This is a genomic window from Xanthomonas nasturtii (assembly GCF_023337365.3).
Lineage (GTDB): Bacteria > Pseudomonadota > Gammaproteobacteria > Xanthomonadales > Xanthomonadaceae > Xanthomonas > Xanthomonas nasturtii.
Window position 1 is genome coordinate 4,085,373 of sequence record NZ_CP142084.2, and the last position, 14,867, is coordinate 4,100,239.

General features: G+C 65.7%; 16 protein-coding genes. 8 read left to right on the top strand and 8 right to left on the bottom strand.

Features of this window, described 5'->3' with window-relative positions; translation table 11 throughout:
- Positions 1–218 precede the first annotated feature (218 nt).
- The gene (gene alr, locus M3O59_RS17800) at positions 219–1,319 is read right to left on the bottom strand and encodes an alanine racemase (RefSeq protein WP_116906900.1); all 1,101 of its coding nucleotides are present in this window, start codon (positions 1,317–1,319) and stop codon (positions 219–221) included.
- The gene (locus tag M3O59_RS17805) at positions 1,319–2,608 is read right to left on the bottom strand and encodes a D-amino acid dehydrogenase (protein WP_116906901.1); all 1,290 of its coding nucleotides are present in this window, start codon (positions 2,606–2,608) and stop codon (positions 1,319–1,321) included. Before M3O59_RS17805 ends, alr begins: the two co-directional genes overlap by 1 nt.
- Before the next feature lie 148 nt (positions 2,609–2,756).
- Between M3O59_RS17805 and M3O59_RS17810 the strand changes: the two genes are divergently transcribed.
- Positions 2,757–3,236, top strand: coding sequence for an Lrp/AsnC ligand binding domain-containing protein (locus M3O59_RS17810; RefSeq protein WP_116906902.1), 480 nt, complete (start codon positions 2,757–2,759; stop codon positions 3,234–3,236).
- Between the two features lie 159 nt (positions 3,237–3,395).
- On the opposite strand, the gene M3O59_RS17815 is transcribed toward M3O59_RS17810, so the two are convergent.
- The gene (locus M3O59_RS17815; RefSeq protein WP_064635020.1) at positions 3,396–3,824 is read right to left on the bottom strand and encodes a hypothetical protein; all 429 of its coding nucleotides are present in this window, start codon (positions 3,822–3,824) and stop codon (positions 3,396–3,398) included.
- Positions 3,825–4,165: 341 nt separating this feature from the next.
- Between M3O59_RS17815 and msrB the strand changes: the two genes are divergently transcribed.
- From msrB to M3O59_RS17845, 6 genes are all read left to right on the top strand, one after another.
- Positions 4,166–4,630, top strand: a complete 465-nt coding sequence (gene msrB / locus M3O59_RS17820) for a peptide-methionine (R)-S-oxide reductase MsrB (protein ID WP_064635018.1) — start codon at positions 4,166–4,168, stop codon at positions 4,628–4,630.
- Positions 4,631–4,798: 168 nt separating this feature from the next.
- Entirely contained in the window at positions 4,799–5,278 is a 480-nt protein-coding gene (locus tag M3O59_RS17825) for an MliC family protein (RefSeq protein WP_373418982.1), read from the top strand.
- Positions 5,279–5,375: 97 nt separating this feature from the next.
- Positions 5,376–6,230, top strand: a complete 855-nt coding sequence (gene motA, locus M3O59_RS17830) for a flagellar motor stator protein MotA (protein WP_064635017.1) — start codon at positions 5,376–5,378, stop codon at positions 6,228–6,230.
- 10 nt (positions 6,231–6,240) lie between these two features.
- Positions 6,241–7,416 carry a flagellar motor protein MotB gene (motB, locus tag M3O59_RS17835; protein ID WP_064635016.1) on the top strand — a complete coding sequence of 392 codons (1,176 nt, stop codon included), beginning with the start codon at positions 6,241–6,243 and terminating at the stop codon, positions 7,414–7,416.
- A gap of 180 nt (positions 7,417–7,596) precedes the next feature.
- Positions 7,597–8,202: a hypothetical protein gene (locus M3O59_RS17840; protein WP_249047002.1), complete on the top strand. Its 606-nt coding sequence runs from the start codon at positions 7,597–7,599 to the stop codon at positions 8,200–8,202.
- A 9-nt stretch (positions 8,203–8,211) separates the two neighbouring features.
- Complete coding sequence (locus M3O59_RS17845; protein WP_064635014.1) at positions 8,212–8,496, top strand: DUF4031 domain-containing protein; 285 nt, start codon at positions 8,212–8,214, stop codon at positions 8,494–8,496.
- A 171-nt stretch (positions 8,497–8,667) separates the two neighbouring features.
- Here the strand turns inward: M3O59_RS17845 and M3O59_RS17850 are convergent, their stop codons facing one another.
- Entirely contained in the window at positions 8,668–9,219 is a 552-nt protein-coding gene (locus tag M3O59_RS17850; RefSeq protein WP_064635013.1) for a DUF6630 family protein, read from the bottom strand.
- Positions 9,220–9,383: 164 nt separating this feature from the next.
- Here M3O59_RS17850 and M3O59_RS17855 point away from each other — a divergent pair, with 164 nt between their 5' ends.
- On the top strand, positions 9,384–9,650 hold the full coding sequence (locus M3O59_RS17855) for a DUF3297 family protein (protein ID WP_116906683.1): 267 nt from the start codon (positions 9,384–9,386) through the stop codon (positions 9,648–9,650).
- Between the two features lie 249 nt (positions 9,651–9,899).
- Here the strand turns inward: M3O59_RS17855 and M3O59_RS17860 are convergent, their stop codons facing one another.
- From M3O59_RS17860 to M3O59_RS17875, 4 genes are all read right to left on the bottom strand, one after another.
- Positions 9,900–10,661 carry an ABC transporter permease gene (locus M3O59_RS17860; RefSeq protein ID WP_116906685.1) on the bottom strand — a complete coding sequence of 254 codons (762 nt, stop codon included), beginning with the start codon at positions 10,659–10,661 and terminating at the stop codon, positions 9,900–9,902.
- Positions 10,658–11,602: an ABC transporter ATP-binding protein gene (locus M3O59_RS17865; RefSeq protein WP_064634686.1), complete on the bottom strand. Its 945-nt coding sequence runs from the start codon at positions 11,600–11,602 to the stop codon at positions 10,658–10,660. The genes M3O59_RS17860 and M3O59_RS17865 overlap by 4 nt, the downstream gene beginning before the upstream one ends.
- Positions 11,603–11,935: 333 nt before the next feature.
- Complete coding sequence (locus M3O59_RS17870) at positions 11,936–13,573, bottom strand: Na+/H+ antiporter (protein ID WP_064634685.1); 1,638 nt, start codon at positions 13,571–13,573, stop codon at positions 11,936–11,938.
- A gap of 167 nt (positions 13,574–13,740) precedes the next feature.
- The gene (locus tag M3O59_RS17875; RefSeq protein WP_249047003.1) at positions 13,741–14,469 is read right to left on the bottom strand and encodes a hypothetical protein; all 729 of its coding nucleotides are present in this window, start codon (positions 14,467–14,469) and stop codon (positions 13,741–13,743) included.
- Positions 14,470–14,867: the final 398 nt, after the last annotated feature.

Below are 14,867 nucleotides of genomic sequence, written 5' to 3' on the forward strand. Positions count from 1 at the left end.
GCGCGCCACTGGCGCGCGTGCCTTGGTGCGCCTGCGCCTGCGCCGCTGGCGCAGGCCGGGGCGCGGAGCGGGGGTTGATGTGAGCCATGGGCAAGCGGAGTGTCACTTCTGAAGGCGCGCGGCGACGCGTTTGCCACTCCAGGCACTTGCAGGTGCCTGAGGCGCACCCTCATCCGGCGCTGCGCGCCACCTTCTCCCGATGGGAGAAGGGATGCAACTTACCGGGCCACTTCATCACCCACTGCCGCCTCACCCACATACGTCCTTGGCACGCGCTTGAGTCCGCACAGCAGTTGGTACGCACTGACGTTGCACTGGGTGGCAAGCGGGCTCACCTGCGGCGCATCGCCCCATAGCTGCACCGGCGCGCCGATCCCGGCCTGCGGATGGTCGGTGAGGTCCACCGTCAACATGTCCATCGAGACGCGACCGATCAACGGGCAGACCTGGCCGTCGACCAGCACCGGGGTGCCGTTGGGCGCGAATTGCGGGTAGCCGTCGGCATAGCCCATCGCGACCACGCCCACGCGTGTCGGCCGTTCGGCGACGAAGCGCGCGCCATACCCTACCGGTTCGCCAGCGGGCAGCTCGCGCACCGAAATGATGCGCGAGCGCAGCGTCATCACCGGGCGCAGTTGCGCGGTGCTGGCGGTGTCCTGCGCGAACGGGTTGGCGCCGTACAACATCAGGCCCGGGCGCGACCAGTCGTTGCGCAGCGCCGGCCAGCCGAGCAGGCCGGGCGAGTTGCGCAGGCTGGTTTCCGCGCGCATGCCGCCGGCGGTGAGCGCGAAGGCCACCGCCTGTTCGTCGGTGCGGCTGCAGTCCAGTTCGTCGGCGCGCGCCAGATGCGTCATCAATACCAGCGAGGCAATCTGCGGCAGCCCGCGCAAACGCAGCCACGCGGCGCGGAAATCCTCCGGCGACAGGCCCAGCCGGTGCATGCCGCTGTCCAGCTTCAACCACACCCGCAACGGCCGCGGGCTCTGGAACTCGGCCAGCGCGCGGACCTGCTGCGGGGTGGCCGCCACCGTCCACAGGTCGTGCTCGGCGATCAGGCGCAACTCGTCGTGTTCGAAGAAGCCTTCCAGCAACAGGATCGGTGCGCGGATACCGGCCTGGCGCAGTTCCAGCGCTTCTTCGATGCACGCCACCGCAAAGCCGTCCGCTTCCGGTTCCAGCGCCTGCGCGCAACGTACCGCGCCGTGCCCGTAGGCATCGGCCTTGACCACCGCCAGCGCCTTGCTGGCGCCCAGCTGTTTGGCCAGGCGGTAGTTGTGGCGCAGTGCATCCAGATCGATCAACGCTCGCGCAGGACGCACTACGCGGCCTCCCGCTGCGGGCGTGCGCTGCGCGGCGACAGGTAACGGAACACGTCCAGGCCTTCGGTATCGATCTCCGGCGTGCGGCCCTGCATCAGGTCGGCCAGGTAGCGCCCGGAGCCGCAGGCCATGGTCCAGCCCAGGGTGCCGTGGCCGGTGTTGAGGAACAGGTTGGCGTACGGCGTGGCACCCACCACCGGGGTGCCGTCCGGGGTGGCCGGGCGCAGGCCGGTCCAGAACTCGGCCTGGGCCAGATCGCCGCTGCCGGGGAACAGGTCGTTGACCACCATTTCCAGCGTGGCGCGACGGCGCGGATTCAACGACAGATCGAAGCCGGCCACCTCGGCCATGCCGCCGACGCGGATGCGGTCGTCGAAGCGGGTCAGCGCGACCTTGTAGCTCTCGTCCAGCACCGTGGAGGTCGGCGCGCGCTGCGCATCGACGATCGGGATGGTCAGCGAATAGCCCTTCAATGGGTACACCGGCAGATGCAGGCCGAGCGAGAGCAGCAGATCGGCCGAATAGCTGCCCAGCGCCAGCACGTAGCGGTCGGCGGTTTCGATGCGGCCGTCGATCTGCACGCCGGTGATCTGGCCGCCGGCATGCTCCAGGTGCTCGATCTGCTGCCCGTAGCGGAACGTCACGCCCGCCTGCGCAGCCAATTCGGCCAGGCGCTGGGTGAACAGGCGGCAATCGCCGGTCTGGTCTTCGGGCAGATGCAGCGCACCGGCCATCTGCGCGCCGCCCCCGGCCAGGCCGGGTTCGAATTGCGCAACCTGGGCCGGGCTCAGCAACTCGTAGGGCACCCCGTACTGGGCCAGCACTTCGATGTCCTGGGCAGCGGCATCCAGTTGCTGCTGGGTGCGGAACAACTGCGTGGTGCCGAGCTGGCGGCCTTCGTATTCGATCCCGGTCTCGGCGCGCAATGCGTTGAGGCAATCGCGGCTGTAGTCGGACATGCGCACCATGCGCGCCTTGTTCACCGCATAGCGCTCGGCGGTGCAGTTGCGCAGCATCTGGCTCAGCCAGGCCAGCTGACGCAGGTCGCGGGTGGGGCGGATCGACAGCGGCGCATGCTGCTCGAACAGCCACTTCACCGCCTTGCCGGGTACGCCGGGCGCGGCCCACGGCGAGGTGTAGCCGAACGACAGCTGGCCGGCGTTGGCGTAGCTGGTCTCCAGCGCCGCCGCCGGCTGGCGGTCGACCACGGTCACTTCGCAACCGGCCTGCGCCAGATACCACGCAGTGGTCGTGCCGATGACGCCGCTACCGAGAATGAGCACCCGCATGTCGCTCTCCTGAAAAGGGCATTCCCCCACAACAAGCCGCTGAGGGGGATAGTTAGCCGCAGTATATTGCGAGCCAGGCAGTGCCATTTCTGGAATCGACACGCCTTTGCAGTGAAACTTCCTGCCAAACCTTGCCGAGACAGACCCCATGACCACCCGCACCCGCGAGCTGGACAAGATCGACCGCAAGATCCTGCGCATCCTGCAGCAGGAGGGGCGGATTTCGTTCACCGAACTGGGCGAGCGGGTCGGCCTGTCCACCACGCCGTGCACCGAGCGCGTGCGCCGGCTGGAGCGCGACGGCGCCATCACCGGCTACTACGCGCGGCTGGACCCGCACTACCTCAAGGCCAGCCTGCTGGTGTTCGTGGAGATCAGCCTGGCCTACAAATCCGGCGACATCTTCGAAGAATTCCGCCGCGCCGCGCTGAAGCTGCCCAACGTGCTGGAGTGCCATCTGGTGTCCGGCGATTTCGACTACCTGCTCAAGGCGCGCATCAGCGAGATGGCCTCCTACCGCAAGCTGCTCGGCAGCACCTTGCTGACCATGCCGCATGTGCGCGAATCCAAGAGCTACATCGTGATGGAAGAGGTCAAGGAGACGCTGGCGTTGCCGATTGCCGATTGAATCGGGGATTGGGGATTGGGGATTGGGAATGTGCGGGTGTGCGGGCTGCAAAAATATCGCCTGCTGCGTGGCAGGCAATTTTCAAAAGCACGGGAGCTGGGTGGCAAGCCGGTTGTGATGGGCGATATGTGCAGGTGATCTACAACACGCACGCTATCGTCAGCGCACCACGCGCATGCCATCGCCCGCCGGCACCGCGTCGTAATAACGGCCGGTCTTGGTATCCAGCACCCGGTTGGCGCCGGCCGGTTGCATGCCCTGCAGCAAGCGGCCATTGCGGTCGTAGACCATCGGCGTGATCGGCGACACCTGGCTGCCGGCAGGCGCCACCGGTGTCTGTGCCGGCCCCCGGGTAGGAATGGTCGGGGCAACCGGACGTTGACCCAATTGCGAAGGCACTGGCGCAGCGGCGGGAGCCGGCTGCACCGCGCGCGGCGGGGTCACAGTGGGCTGAACCGGTGTCGGCGTGGTGATGGGCTGCAGCGTATTGGACGAGCGCGTAGTGGTGGCCGACTGCGCCACCGCCGCGCCGGCCATCGCCAGCAGACCGCAGAACAGCACGCCGCGCATTGAAGAATGGATCGCCATGACAGTCACCGTGATTGATCGGGAGTGGTTAGTCGATGGGGGCGCAGATAGGTTGCGGCAATGCATGCCACCCGCCAGGGGATGAACGCTTTCGTTAGGTCGTTGCAGTGCGAAGACGCCAATCTCCCCGCAGGCTGGATTCCCTTCTCCCGCCGGGACATTGTCCTCCTTCATGGGGGAGAAGGTGGCGCGCAGCGCCGGATGAGGGTACGTGCGAAGCCTGGGGCTCCCCAGCGCACGCGTGACTTCGTGAACACGTCAACCGGTTGAACCTCAGGCGCGGTGCCCACATCACTGGAGCAGACGCCGGCACGCCGCCAGCGCGCGTATGCGAGAGCCCTATGAGCCAGTTCGATCTGACCCCTCCCTCCCCCGCCCAGCGCGATGCCCTGATCGCCGGGCTCAGCGAAGAGGAACAGCGCGTACTGCTGCACCACGGTACCGAGGCGCCGTTCTGCGGGGTGTTTCTGGACAACAAGCTGGACGGGGTCTACACCTGCCGGCTGTGCGGTCTGCCACTGTTCCGTTCCAGCGCCAAGTTCGAGTCCGGCACCGGTTGGCCAAGCTTCTTCGCGCCGTACGACCCTGCCCACGTGCGCGAGATCCGCGATATCAGCTACGGCATGATCCGCACCGAAATCGTCTGCGCACGCTGCGACAGCCACCTGGGCCATGTGTTCCCGGATGGCCCGCCGCCGACCGGCGAGCGCCACTGCCTCAACTCGGTCTCGCTGGGCTTTGCCGAAAACGGCCAGGCACTGCCCAACCCGTTGCACCGCGATGGCGCCGAGGCGCAGCCGGCCTGAGGCCAGACAGCATCCCGGCCGGCGGCGGTGGTGCTCACGCGCGCCGCCGATCTGGCACCGACGGACGCCGCAAGGCACCCTGTGCGGCGCCAGACCTTCATCGTCGGCCACACCATGTCCCAACCGTCGCCGCGCCGGCGACGGCCCGATCCAGGCAGGAGTCCGCAGATGCACACGTCCTCGACCCTGATGCTCGTCGGCCTGCTGGCCGCCACCCTGGCCGGTTGTGACGCAGGCGACAGCCCGCCTGCCGCACCAGCGCCCACGACAAGTCCCCAGCCCGCCACAACCGCGAGCGGACGCGATAGACCCCCGCACATCGCGACGGACGCCAGCGTGACCGGACCGCTGCCCCGTGCCCCCAACCCGGCGCCGCCAGACGCCGCCCCTGCAATGCCCCCGGATGCCGTGGCCTGGCACTGCGGCGAACGCGTCGTCACCACCCGCCTCGACCCGGCCACCGATGCCGTGCACCTGACCCTCGACGGCCGCACGCTGACCTTGCTCGGTACCCAGGCCGCCTCCGGTACGCGCTTGGCCGACGCCCACGGCAACCAGTTCCGGGAACATGCCGGCGCGGCGACGTTGTCGCTGGCAGGCGGCGATGCGGTCAAATGCGTGCATGAGGCCGCGACGACAATCGGCTGATCGTTCAGTTACAGCGCACATCTTCACGCCGCCCGCTTCAAGAATCCGCCGCGCAAGCCGAAACAACTAGCACTCCCAGCTTGCTTCCGGCTTCGCCATGCTCATCATCGTTGGCTTCATCGTCGTCATCGTCAGCGTCCTCGGCGGCTATGTGCTGTCGCACGGAAAGCTGGGCGCGTTGTGGCAGCCGTATGAGCTGATGATCATCGGTGGCGCCGCATTGGGCGCGTTTCTGGTCAGTACGCCGGCCAAGATCGTCAAGGAGACGATCGCCGACGTGCTGGGCGTGTTCAAGGGTCCGCGGTACAAGTCCGACGACTACAAGGACACCTTGAGCCTGATCTACGAGCTGCTGAACAAGGCGCGTCGCGACGGCTTCATGGCACTGGAAGACCATGTCGAAAAACCGCAGGACAGCACCATCTTCGGCACCTACCCCAAGGTGGTGGCCGACCATCACCTGCTGGACTTCATCACCGACTGCCTGCGTCTGATGATCGGCAGCAATATCGAACCGCACGAACTGGAACCGCTGCTCGAACTGGAGCTGGAAAAGCATCACCACGAGGCAATGGCGCCCTCGCATGCCTTGAGCAAGGTGTCCGACGGGCTTCCCGGCTTCGGCATCGTGGCGGCGGTGCTCGGCATCGTGATCACCATGGGCTCGATCGGCGGGCCGATCGAAGAGATTGGCCATCACGTCGGTGCCGCGCTGGTGGGCACCTTCCTGGGCATTTTGCTGGCCTATGGCTTCGTGGCGCCGCTGTCGGCGGCGATGGAAGCGCGTGCCGATCAGGACGGACGCATGTACGAAGCGGTCAAGACCGCGCTGCTGGCATGCCTGCGTGGCTACAACCCGAAGATTGCGCTGGAATTTGCGCGCAAGACGCTGCCGTCCAACGTGCGTCCGAGCTTCGGCGATTTCGAAACGCACCTGAAGACGATCAAGTAGGGCCGCGGTCATGGCCGAGGGCAAATCCACCGTCGTCATCCGACGGGTCAAGAAGGTGCAGGGCGGCGGCCATCATGGCGGCGCCTGGAAAGTGGCGTTTGCCGACTTCGTGACCGCGATGATGGCCTTCTTCCTGGTGCTGTGGCTGATGGCCGCCACCACCAAGGAACAGCGCGCGGCGATCTCCGAATATTTCCGCAATCCCAGCCCGTTGTCGGGCAAGTCGCCTGCCCCCTCGCCGGGCATGAATGGCCCTGGCGGCGCCAGTACCTCGATGATCAAGCTCGGCGGCACCGCCGACATGGCCAAGGGGCAGAAGGACGAAATGGGCCGCAAGCGCGACAACGCGGCAGATACCACCGAAGACAGCCGTGCCAAAGACAAGAAGCGCCTGGAAGCGCTGATGCAGGACCTCAAGGAAGCCATGGACAAGAGCCAGGCGCTGGAGCCGTTCAAGGACCAGTTGCTGCTGGACCTGACGCCCGACGGTCTGCGCATCCAGATCGTGGACAAGCAGAACCGCCCGATGTTCGACATCGGCCGCGACCAGCTCAAGCCCTACACGGTGGATATCCTGCGCGAGCTGGCGTCGTTCATCACGCAAGTGCCCAACCACATCAGCATCACCGGCCATACCGACACCACCGCCTACAGCAACGATACCGGCTACACCAACTGGGAACTCAGCGCCGACCGTGCCAATGCCGCACGCCGTGCGCTGGTCGGCGGCGGCATGGCCGATACCAAGGTGACGCGTGTGGTGGGGCTGTCCTCGTCGGTACTGTTCGACAAGACCAACCCACAGAACCCGATCAACCGCCGCATCAGCATCGTGGTGATGACCCAGGATGCCGAGCAGACCGCGCTGGCCGGCGCCGGCCAGGGCGTGGCGCTGGGCAAATCGCTGCGCGATGCCGACACCCAGGTGCCGGACCTGAGCGCCGCTGCCACCGGCACGGCCAGCGTGGGCGCGCCGGTGACCGGTGCTGGGCGTGCAGCGGCTGCGATGCCGCCCGCGGCCGGGACAGGCGCCGCGGGGGCGACCCCGCCGCCGGCCGGCTCGGCTGCTGCACGCCCGGCCGCACCGCGGGTGTCGTCCAGCGCACAGGTGGCTTCGGCCACCGCACTTGCCAAAGCAGCCGAAGCGGCGGTGGCTGTGCCGCGGGTGGCGGTGGAGGAGCAATGATTGGCGATTCGGGATTAGGGATTCGCTAGGCAGCCGGGGCGTTGCGATCCGCAGTCGCCAGGTGCGCGCGCTTGTGGTGTTGGTGTTACCTGGCCCGAAACTCCCATCAATTCCCGCTGCTCATCGCATCGTGCAGCGCACGCTCTAGAATGGCCGGCCATTCCCAGCGTCGAGAAGACCGTGTCCCGTAATTCCAAGGCCAAGCGCGACAAGCGCAAGAAGCAGCAACCCAAGCGCCCCATCGTCCGTCTGGGCCAGGCGCCCCAGGTCACCAACCATGCCGTACTGCAGGATGCCGACGGCCGCGTCGTGGCCGCGATCGGCCTGCAAGGTGGCAGCGAGTGGATGCTGTCCATCGGCGGCCAGACCATGGGCAGCGCCGACAACCCGGTGCCGATGCTGGCCATGCTCAAGCACCTGGCCAACCTGCAGGAAGCCGAAGGCAAGACCATCTCGCTGGAATATTCGACCCAGCTGCAGCAGATGATCGACGACCTGGCCGCCGACGAAGGCCAGACCGCCGAGGAATACCTGACCACGCTGGTGTCCGAGTTCCAGAACGCCGATGCGGATGAAGACGGCGACGCCGACGCAGAAGACGCAGCAGAAGACGCCGGCACCGAAGCTGCCGCTGAAGACGCTGCTGCCGAAGACGACACCGCCAGCGACGAGGACAGTGCCGCAAAAGCCAGCGACGACGCCTCCGACGCGGTCGCGGACGACGCCGACGCCGACGCCGACGGCGATAGCACCGGCAAGAAGCCGAAGAAGTCCAAGAAGGCCTGAGGCCTGCGGGTGGCCGTCTACGTCGACGATGCGGTGCATCTGTGGCGCGATCAGCGCTGGGCGCACCTGCTCGGCGATACGCTGGACGAGCTGCATGCAATGGCGGCGCGGCTGGGCATTCCCCGCCGCGCCTTCCAGAACAAACTCAGCGGCGCGCACTACGACGTGCCCGCACCGCTGCGCATCGAGGCGATCGCGCTCGGTGCCATCGCGATCTCCCGCCATACCGATCGGGCCTTGCTCAAGGCGCTGATCGCCAATGCGCGCGCGCAAGCGCGGGGTCAGTCGCCGTGAATGGGGAATCGGGAATCGGAAAATCGGGGTTGTCGTGAGCTGCGGCCTGATCGGGAGCGAACTTGCTTGCGATGCGCCGCCCCGAGAAAGACCGATGACGACACGCAGAGGCTCCAAGGCTCGGAAACCGGCTCTTGCGATTCCCGATTCCCGATTCCCCACTCCCCGCCCTCAGAACGCCTCGTTCCCCAGCCGGACTTCCACGCCCAGCAACGAGGTCAGCGCCAGCAGGGCGTCATCGTCGCGGCTGAGCGCAATCCAGCCGGCATAGGCATCGCCGCCGGTGTTCCAGTTCCACAGCGAGTAGCCGTGTTCGCGCAGGCGGTCGAACGCCACTGCCATCAGATCGGGCACGTCGAGGTTGCGGGCGAAGTCTTCGTCGTCCAGGTCGCCGCCCCAATCGATGCGCAGGTTCCAGCGCGCGCTGAGTTCGTCGATGGCGGCGATGAACGAATCGGTGTCCTTCCAGTCCACGAAGAAACCCGAGCGCCAGTCGATGACGTCCTTCAGCGTCCACAACCAGGTGTCGTCGCCTTCGTCGTCGTCGGCATCGGCCTGCGCTTCGCGCCAGGCGTCGAACTGGGCCAGCGCGGTGTCTTCGTCGCCGGGATTGATCAGCACCAGCAGATTCCACACCCGCGCCGGGTGGTCGTCGACATCGTCCTCGTCGCTTTCGGGCTGCAGGCCTTCGTCGTCTTCGTAGTCGGCACTGTTGTCGGGCATCACGGTCTCACTTCCAAGATTGCAGGGCGAAAGTGTGAGGCCTGCGGCCGCGCAAGCAAACCGCTCGGCGCCTGCGACTGCATCGCCGGGGCTGGTCTTCCCGGCGCAGGCCCGTATCCTGTGCGGCCGAAGACGGCCATCCTGGCCGCCATGACGCCTTTCCCATGAGCGATACCCCTCCCGATCACCTGGCCATCGACGCGCGCAGCCCGTTCCACAATGCAGATGCCCTCAGCCGCGGCGTTGGCGTACGTTTCAACGGTATCGAACGCGACAACGTCGAGGAATACTCGGTCAGCGAAGGCTGGATCAAGGTGCAGGTCGGCAAGGCGCGCGACCGTCGCGGCAACCCGATGACAATGAAGATCAAGGGCGAGGTGGCCGCGTATTACCTGGACACCAAGACCGACGCCGCGCCTGCTGCCGAGTAAGAGCGGCTGACCAAACTACTTCACGTTGTTCTATTGCAGAGCTGCTGAGCTGCGACTTGGCTGCAGGGCCCTTGCCCGCCCACCATCGCAGGACACGCCGTGAATCCGTCCCTGGAGGCTCTGGCGCGGCATCCATGCCGCTCAAGGTCCCGCGACGGCGGGCGGGCAAGGACCAGTCACGTGGGTCGGTGCGCATGGCTTTCAATCAAACAGCCAGCAAGCGGTGAGGACACCGCACAGGCGACCCACTCACGCCTTGAGCCGGTAGCCGCTGCGGAAGATCGCTGCCACCACGCCCAGGCACACCAGCAGGAACAGGAACGTCATGCCGGTGCTCACCGCGATATGCACGTCGGCCTTGCCGTAGAAACTCCAGCGGAACCCGCTGATCAGGTACACCACCGGGTTGAACAGTGTGACCTTCTGCCATAGCGGCGGCAGCATGTTGATCGAATAGAAACTGCCGCCCAGGAAGGTCAACGGCGTCACCACCATCAGCGGAATCACCTGCAGTTTCTCGAACCCGTCGGCCCAGATGCCGATGATGAAACCGAACAGGCTGAAGGTCAGCGCGGTGAGCACCAGAAAGCCCAGCATCCACACCGGATGTGCAATCTCGTACGGCACGAACAGTCGCGCGGTGGCCAGGATCAGCAAGCCCAGCAACACCGACTTGGTGGCGGCCGCGCCGACATAGCCGATCACGATCTCCCACCACGCCACCGGCGCGGACAGTACTTCGTAGATGGTGCCGGCCCAGCGCGGCATGTAGATTCCGAACGAGGCGTTGGAAATGCTCTCGTTGAGCAAGGACAGCATCACCAACCCGGGAATGATGAAAGCACCGTAGCTGATGCCGTCGATATCGCCCATGCGCGAACCGATCGCCGCGCCGAACACCACGAAGTACAGCGAAGTCGACAACACCGGCGAGGCGATCGACTGGGTCAGCGTGCGGAACGCGCGCGCCATTTCGAAACGGTAGATCGCCGCAATCGCATGCAGGTTCATGCGCGCAGCTCCTGTTGGCGGGCGCCATGCACCAGGTCGACGAAGATCTCTTCCAGCGAACTCTCGCTGGAGTGCAGGTCCTTGAAGTCGATGCCCTGCTCGTTGAGACGGCGCAGCACCGCGCCGATGCCGGTCTGCTCGGCCTGGGTGTCGAAGGTGTAGATCAGGGTATTGCCGTCGGCGGCCAACTCCAGCGGCAGATCGGCCAGGGCGGCGGGCAACGACTGCAACGGCGTCTGCAGGCTCAGCGTGAGCTGCTTCTTGCCGAGCTTGCGCATCAGCGTGTGCTTGTCTTCCACCAGCACCAGCTCGCCGCGGTTGATGACACCGACGCGGTCGGCCATGTCTTCGGCCTCCTCGATGTAATGGGTGGTCAGAATCACCGTGGTGCCCTGCTCGCGCAGCCGCCGCACCATCTGCCACATGTCGTGGCGCAGCTCTACGTCCACACCGGCAGTGGGCTCGTCGAGAAACAGGATGCGCGGTTCGTGCGCCAGTGCCTTGGCGATCAGCACGCGCCGCTTCATGCCGCCGGACAGCGTGGAGATCTTGTTGTTGCGCTTCTCCCACAAGGAGAGCTCGCGCAGGATGGTTTCCAGATACTGCGGATTGGCCGGCTTGCCGAACAGGCCGCGACTGAAACGCACCGTGGCCCACACCGTTTCGAACGCGTCGGTGGCCAGTTCCTGCGGCACCAGACCGATGCTGGCACGCGCGGCACGGTAGTCGCGCACGATGTCGTGCCCGTCGGCCAGTACGGTGCCGGTGCTGGGGTTGATCAGCCCGCAGATGATGCTGATCAAGGTGGTCTTGCCGGCGCCGTTGGGGCCGAGCAGCGCGAAGATCTCGCCGCGCTGGATCTCAAGATCCACCTGCTTGAGTGCCTGAAAACCGCCAGCGTAGGTCTTGCTCAAGCCCTGGATGGAAACGATCGAAGTCATGGGTCTGGCAGGGGAACGATAAGCGCCACAGGGTAGGCGCTGCGCCGTGACGAGGGGAGGGGGATAGATGGGATGGTGTCTCTCCACGCGCGCCGAGCAGCGCCAGCGAACTCAGCTGCGCATGCACGCTGCGTCCTGGTGTTGGCGCATCTGCTGCGATGATCAGTCGGAAGACATACCGCTGTTAGGCGGCGATGTCCAGATACAAGAAGCGCGCTTGCGCGCGATGGGGCGTTGGCGGGAAAGCCCTATCGCGCGCAAGCGCGCTCCTACACAACCACGGCCGCACGCGCGCCATGGCTTTTACGAATCCCGATTCCCGAATCCCGGCCCTCAAGCGCGCTTGCGCGACTCGATCAGATCCAGATTGCGCACCAACCGCCGCGACAGGTCGTCGGAAATCTCGCGGCGGCGCGCGAGCTTGAACAGCTCGTTGCGCTCGGCCACCAACGCCGCATGCCGGAACTGGCGCAGCGCCTGTTCGTAGGCACCGGCCTCTTCCGGATCGGTCTCGGCCATGTCCACCGCACCCAACTTGCGCTGGTAGCGCTGACTGACCTGGTTGGCCGCTGCGTTGTAGCGCTCGGCATGCTTGCTGCCGTCCACCAACCGCTGACGCAGCTTTTCCACGGCCTCCAGCGCGGCCTGCGAAGCGGCTTTCACGGCCAGATCTTCCTTGAGCTGCTCGTCTTCTTCTTCCGGCAATTCCAGCCCGCGCAGCAGCGGCGGCAGGGCCACGCTGGCCACCAGCAACGACACCAGAATCACCGAGGCCGCCAGGAAGATCGCCAACTGCCGGGCCGGAAACGGCGAGCCGTCTTCCAGCATCAACGGCAGCGTGAGCACGCCGGCCAGGGTGATTGCGCCGCGCACGCCGGCCAGCGACACCGCCACCACGATGCGCCACGGCGGGCTGACATGCGCCTCGCCGCGCCGCTGCGCCTTGAAAATATTCCAGCGCAGCGACAGGAACACCCACACGAAGCGCAGCGCCATCAGGCTGGCGCTGATGGTGGCCACATACACCGCCAGCCACCACGGATTGAGGTGCCCGGCCTCCTGCACGCTGCGCACCGCACCGTCCAGGATGCCCGGCAACTGCTCGCCCAGCAGCACGAAGATGATGCCGTTGAAGGTGAACTGCACCGTGTCCCATACCGCCGAACGCTGCAGGCGCATGTTGCCCGGCGCATTGCCGGCCATTTCCACATAACTCATGGTGACGCCGGCGGCCACCGCGGCCAGGATGCCCGAGGCGTGGAAGGCTTCGGCCAGCAGATACGCTGCGAACGGGGTCAACAGATTGACCAGGATCGCCGAACCCGGCTCTTCGCCGAAATGCCGCCAGATCCATGCCTGGATGCGGCTCAAACCGAACGTGGTGGCCACACCCAGCGCCAGCCCGGCCAGCGCCACCCACAAAAACGTCAGCGAGGCGGTGGCGATGGAGAAGGTGCCGGTCAGCACCGCGGCCACCGCGAACTGGAAGCAGACCAGCCCGGAGGCGTCGTTGAGCAGCGACTCGCCTTCCAGGATGTGCATCAGCCGCTTGGGGATCGGCACCTTGGAGGCGATCGAGGACACCGCCACCGGGTCGGTCGGCGAGATGATCGCCGCCAGTGCGAAGGCCACCGCCAGCGGCATGGCCGGAATCAACCAATGGATCAACAAGCCCGCGCCGACCACGGTGAACACCACCAGGCCCAGCGCCAGCTCAAGAATCGCCGCCTTGTCGCGGAACAGGCCTTGCTTGGGAATCCGCCAGCCGTCCAGGAACAGCAGCGGCGGCAGGAACAACAGGAAGAACAATTCCGGTTCCAATTCGTGCCCCGCATCGAACACGCCGGCGACCACCGCGCCCAGCGCAATCTGGACCAGCGGCAACGGCAGCGAGAACGGCAGGATGCGGATCAGATAACCGCTGGCCGCGACCGCCAGCAACATGGCGAGGACGACATCGATCGAATGCATGAAAAACCCGGAAGAAGAACGGTATGCGCGTGCGGCATCGCATCGTGCAGCGCACAACAACGCGCCGAAGGGAACATACCGGTTTGCAGGCGACGATGAAACCTCCGCGCCGGCGTGACTGCGCCGCGCTACGCAAGCAGGTCCATCGCGCGCGTTGGACGCAGCCGCTAGTGCTGATCGCTGGCGATCAGGCCCTGCTGCATACGCTGCCGGATGGACAGGCCATCCACCTGACAATGCGGCGTTGATTCGCCAAACCAGCGCCATGCCGGGGCACCTGCTGCAATTGCGGCGGCGGGGAGATGCAACGCGGTCAGCTGTTGTGCACGTGCCTGTTCGCATGCGACTTCGCTGGCCGGGTGGCCTCGACCGGGACCAGATGGCCCTTCATGTAGCTTCAGCCTGGAATCGTCGTGACTCACCGTCACCTTGACCGTCTTGGGCTTTTTCTTGAACGCAGATGTCCACTGCGCGCCGACCATTTCCTGCCCGACCTTCTGGCCGTTGCTGTCTTCAACCAGCTTGATGTGCACGGGGTAATTACCTGCACCGCCGTTGCCTGCATCGTTCGCATCGACCACGTCGAGATGCGCCTTCGAAAACGCCAGCGTCGATGCACCGCCATCCTTAAAATTGGTACTGTCGTCGAAGCCCGGATTCTTGTAGCGATGGGTCAACAGGATCACTGGCATAGGAACCCCGGAGCCGCCATGATTGGGAATCGTCACCGTGGCCACGCGTGCGCTATCCACGGTGAAGTCCCACTCGCCCGGAACGCTCCAGCGCTGACCTGTTCGATAGATATCGTCTGCAGGAACCGCCGCTGTGGCTGAGGGCGCATGCCTTGGCGTCGGCGTGACAGCTGCTGCTTGTGCAGTAACCAACACTGTCAGCATGCCTGCTGCCAGCCATGCGGCAGCAGCACCCGGTTGTATTGGCTCTTTTTCGACTTCGTGTTTTACAGCCTCTCAGCCGTGTTCATTGCGCAAGCGCGAGCAAGATAGTTGCACTGTGCGGGCGTGCTTTTGCCAACAGCGAACATGCGTGCAGCATTTGGATGCTCGAGCGCTCGCTCCGACACGATGGACTTGGTGATGTACTCATCGCGCCCTCGCTTCTGCACACCGACCAACTCGACTGGCCCTTGCCCGCTCACCGCCGCGGGACCTTGAGCGGCATGGATGCCGCGCCAGAGCTACAGGGACGTACTTGCGCCGCGTCCTGCGATGGTGGGCGGGCAAGGGCCCTGCAGCAAACGCAAAGTTGTCGAATGCGCAGCGCCCTCACCGCGCCA

Bases quoted from the DNA above. Each gene is read 5' to 3' on its own strand.
- M3O59_RS17805 (WP_116906901.1), bottom strand. From the start codon at position 2,608: ATGCGGGTGCTCATTCTCGGTAGCGGCGTCATCGGCACGACCACTGCG.
- M3O59_RS17810 (WP_116906902.1), top strand. From the start codon at position 2,757: ATGACCACCCGCACCCGCGAGCTGGACAAGATCGACCGCAAGATCCTG.
- M3O59_RS17815 (WP_064635020.1), bottom strand. From the start codon at position 3,824: ATGGCGATCCATTCTTCAATGCGCGGCGTGCTGTTCTGCGGTCTGCTG.
- msrB (WP_064635018.1), top strand. From the start codon at position 4,166: ATGAGCCAGTTCGATCTGACCCCTCCCTCCCCCGCCCAGCGCGATGCC.
- M3O59_RS17825 (WP_373418982.1), top strand. From the start codon at position 4,799: ATGCACACGTCCTCGACCCTGATGCTCGTCGGCCTGCTGGCCGCCACC.
- motA (WP_064635017.1), top strand. From the start codon at position 5,376: ATGCTCATCATCGTTGGCTTCATCGTCGTCATCGTCAGCGTCCTCGGC.
- motB (WP_064635016.1), top strand. From the start codon at position 6,241: ATGGCCGAGGGCAAATCCACCGTCGTCATCCGACGGGTCAAGAAGGTG.
- M3O59_RS17850 (WP_064635013.1), bottom strand. From the start codon at position 9,219: ATGCCCGACAACAGTGCCGACTACGAAGACGACGAAGGCCTGCAGCCC.
- M3O59_RS17855 (WP_116906683.1), top strand. From the start codon at position 9,384: ATGAGCGATACCCCTCCCGATCACCTGGCCATCGACGCGCGCAGCCCG.
- M3O59_RS17860 (WP_116906685.1), bottom strand. From the start codon at position 10,661: ATGAACCTGCATGCGATTGCGGCGATCTACCGTTTCGAAATGGCGCGC.
- M3O59_RS17865 (WP_064634686.1), bottom strand. From the start codon at position 11,602: ATGACTTCGATCGTTTCCATCCAGGGCTTGAGCAAGACCTACGCTGGC.
- M3O59_RS17870 (WP_064634685.1), bottom strand. From the start codon at position 13,573: ATGCATTCGATCGATGTCGTCCTCGCCATGTTGCTGGCGGTCGCGGCC.
- M3O59_RS17875 (WP_249047003.1), bottom strand. From the start codon at position 14,469: ATGCTGACAGTGTTGGTTACTGCACAAGCAGCAGCTGTCACGCCGACG.